Below are 3,204 nucleotides of genomic sequence, written 5' to 3'. Positions count from 1 at the left end.
CATTTCCTGACGCCGAAATAGGTGGCTGTGCTCGCAACGACAGCTTAATCGCACCCCTAGTCAACTAGCGGGGCGGTACCACCTGTTTTAAATTTTCAACAAATTCTAGACACCAAAAAACCGCTGCTATCAATTGGTACCTGACTTGCAACGGTTTTGAGGCCTTTATCCACATTCAACTCGTCGTAGAGGCGAGCTAAATTTCATGCACGACAATTCTACTCCAGATAACGAGCAAACTTCAAGCACCCCAAAAAAATTCGACATCCGCGACCATCTCAACAAGCTGGAACCAGGCAAAGCCAAAAATTACTATATTTGCCCTGTTTGCGAGGGTCACAGTTTAGGGATTAACTCCAAGAACGGCAAGTACCAATGCTGGACGAACGCTTGCTCAACCGCTGATATTCGGGAAGCTATCCGACCATTGGCTGAATTTTTAGCAGAGTGTGAAGAAGAAAAACTCAAGCAACAGGCAAGTAAACCACAGGCATCAAAGCCTAAAGCCAAAAAGAAGGAATACCGACCCGTACCAGTTCCGATCGGCGCGAAACTTCTGAGATTACCCGCCCCCGGAAAACCACCTCGCACCGAACAACCCAAATACTTTCCCAAAGGCGTTCCCGACAGTGCCACACAAATCACTTACGCCTACAGCGACACTCAAAAGGTTTTGCGGTTTGATTGGTTAGACGCAAGTAAACCAAAGGGACGCGACAAAACTTGCCGCCAAATTCACATAGACCCCAGTGGCAAGGAAGTCTGGAGCAAGGGCGATACTCGCTGGCCTGCATATCGGATTGATGAAGTTGTCGAACTACTAAAAGCACTACCAGACGGTGAACCCGTTCTCGTTCTGATGCTTGAAGGGGAAAATAACGTAGAACTTGCACGGGGCATCGGCATAGCAGCCCTGACTCTGCAAGGTTCCAATTGGAGCCATCCCGAAATTCAGATAATGCTCGAAACTCTGCAAGCGACAGGCAAAAACGTCAGTGTTGCAGTGTTGCGCGATAACGATGACGCAGGTATCAAGAAGGGTCAAGAAGTTTGGCTGGTTGCCCGTCACATCCAGTTCCCTTGTGTGGTTGTTGACCCGCGTGTCATTTACCCAGACATCCCAGAGGCGGGAGACATCCGAGAAATCTTGGAAGCCATAGATAGCGAGGAATTCATCCGACTGGTAGAGGAAGCAGTCAACGACGCTGCAATGGAATCAACTACTTCTATTTCTTTAACTTCTCACCCGCGCACGCGAGAAGAAGTAGTATGCCAGAAGTATGACAGTAGTGGAAGCGACTACATCCCAGACACAGCGCCTGCCGGAGAGCAAAACTTTGTACTAAAAGCTGAGGAATATCTCTATTCCGAGGGGCATTGGGTGTCTATCGCGGGGCAACTTTATCGGTTTACTGGCACTCATTACGAGTTGCGCCTAGAGGTGGTAGAGAAGCGACGTATTCGAGACTATCTGAGTAACTACGTTGAGATGGTTCGGCACGTCCCTCGCAAGAAATACGCTAATTCTGCAAGCATTAACCAGGTTTATGACTGGGTAATTGCAGGGTTTGCGGTAGATCCAAACACCATTAACCCTGATGGCTTGAATACCCTTAATGGGGTAATCAAAGTCAATCCTGACGGCACTTACAAGGTAGAACCACATGATCCAAACAACATCTATACCTATGTCGGGTGTAAATATGACCCCACTATTGACCCGGCAGATTGCGATCGCCTTTTGGAGTGTTTGGAGCCATCGCAGCGAGAAATTTTCCTGCGGACGGCTGCTGCTGCACTCAACCTAAAACTGGTTCGCTCAAAGTTGACGGGGCGGGGTGTTAAAGGTTTGCTCTGCCACGGCGAAGGCTCCAATGGTAAGGACACTTTACGCGCAGCGCTCGCTGCAGTTTATGGGAATGGAATGACTGGGAAGTCTTTGTCTGACTTCAGAGCCTATGATATCGGCCGCAAGTTTAATCTGTCAGGTCTGCTAGGGGGTGTCTGTAACTGGGCTTCAGAGAACACTGCAAAAGTAGACCTAGACAATATTCAGAGTCTTAAGCAGTTCATTACTGGTGACCCGATAGACATTGAACCCAAAGGTAAGGACAGCCACGAATACAAGCCGGTTGCTACTTTTTTTGCTAATTGCAATAAGTTACCATCCATCACTGGAGGAACCGAGGCGATCGAAGGCCGGTACGGAATTCTGAATTTTGAGAAGACTTATGCCAAAAATGCGATCGCTGCTGAGGGGCAATTAGAAGCTGACCCGCGCTTTAAGGATGATGAAAAGTTCATTTTGGAACAGATTGCACCCGCGATGCTTAACAAGATGTTGGAGCGATGGCCACTACTACTTTCCGAGGGTATCGACTACAAGGCAACCAAGGAAGCGATGCAGAAGGCTCAGGAGGAAAGCCGTCACCTTTGGCAATTTGTCCGCGACGCTGGCATTGAGGTACAATCTGGCGGCCGCATCTACATCAAGGATTTGTGGGAACGGCTGCAAGAGTGGTATGTGGAAACGGGGACATTGGAAATTGAACAGGGCACGGGCGATCGCAAAGACAAGCTAATTTGGCACGATCTACCCAACAAATACGACACACCTGTAAAAGCCATAAATCAAGTATTCGCAAGGTTTTCAGAGATTTTTCCCAAACTCAAAAGGTTGCAATATAACGGGCGAGACGAGATGGAGCGTAGAGCGCAATGGTATCTTTCTGGAATTGGTTTTGTGCAAAATTCTGAATTACCCGCGAATCTTGCTCTGCCAGCTCTGCCAGTAGACACAGAGGGACTTACAGCCCTGCCAACTGCTCTGCCAACTGCTCTGCCACATCATGCTGGCAGAGCAGTTGGCAGAGCTACAACTCTTACAGAGAGCGCTGGCAGAGATGGCAGAGCAATTTCGCCAAGTCTTTTAGACTTTTGCAATTCATTCTCCAAACTCTCGGATTCCGACAAGCAAAAACTGACAGAGTTACTCACAGGCATCCCCTGCTCCGACCCGCTCAAAGCATTCAGAGTCGGAGACAAAGTGGCTGGCAACAAGCCAGAGGACTCTAGCTACAACTGGCACGGTCGCATCGTTGAGATTCATACAAGCATCAGTTGCAAAGTTGACTGGCAAGAGCGCGAAGGTATGAAGGGCGGACGGGTAATCTCAATGCTCTTCTGTAACCTGCGGAAAATTTA

At 48.7% G+C, this 3,204-nt stretch carries 1 protein-coding gene; it reads left to right on the top strand.

The window, feature by feature from the left end; all coding sequences use genetic code 11:
* Nucleotides 1-205: 205 nt before the first annotated feature.
* Nucleotides 206-3,204 (top strand): DUF5906 domain-containing protein (locus tag QUB20_RS28260; RefSeq protein ID WP_333251429.1); only part of this gene is annotated, 2,999 nt, incomplete at its 3' end.

The sequence above is a fragment of the Microcoleus sp. B4-C2 genome (assembly GCF_036705265.1).
Lineage (GTDB): Bacteria > Cyanobacteriota > Cyanobacteriia > Cyanobacteriales > Microcoleaceae > Microcoleus.
The sequence above is the reverse complement of the archived record's forward strand: the minus strand, read 5'-3'. Positions and strand labels throughout refer to the sequence as shown.